The organism is Oleiphilus sp. HI0061, assembly GCF_001635675.1.
Genome location: NZ_LWFE01001689.1, coordinates 1 through 674 on the forward strand (window position 1 = coordinate 1; position 674 = coordinate 674).

Genomic DNA, 674 nt, shown 5'->3' on the forward strand with positions numbered 1-674 from the left:
CAGGTGCAGGTCTAGCGATTAAGAACAATGTAAACGCTAGTGCTGACCTGTTCACTGCAGGTTCTGAAGCTCGCTTCACTGTAGATGCTGGTAGCACGCTTTATACAGACGATGATACCTCTTTGACTATCACTGAGTACGATGCGAGCTGGGCTGAATAATCCCGCTTAAGTCTAAAAGTGTAAGGTCTTAGGAAGTTTAATGACAGGGATGTTAAGTCTAACTACAAGGAAGTAGTTGGACTTAAATAAATCAAAAGGCCCGCTGTGTAGTGGGCTTTTTATTTTGTAGGTATAAATTTAGCCACTCAGTTATTCGGCTCTTAAATAATGGAAGTATAGATTTGTTTCAAGTTGAATCCAAAAAGCGTTCAACCCTTATTAAAGAACGTTGTATTACTGCAACTCTCGCGATCTCAGCCGCAATTGCCATTGTTACAACTATTGGTATTTTGTTTTCTATCCTGTTCCAGGCGTTAGAGTTCTTTCAATTAAAAAGCCTTTGGTATTTTATTACAGGTACCGAGTGGCACATGAGCCATGGAGAAAGCTCCTTCGGTGCAGTACCGATTTTCGCCGGTACCTTCATGATCACAATTATTGCGTTAGCGGTATCGATACCCATTGGCTTGGGTAATGCGATTTATATGAGTGAATATGCCTCATCAGCTCAGC

The 674-nt window shown here is 41.4% G+C and carries 1 pseudogene; it reads left to right on the plus strand.

The features are described 5' to 3' along the window. Window positions 1-343: 343 nt before the first annotated feature. Window positions 344-674 (plus strand): annotated as a pseudogene (locus A3735_RS26045) (phosphate ABC transporter permease subunit PstC); the annotation flags it as partial.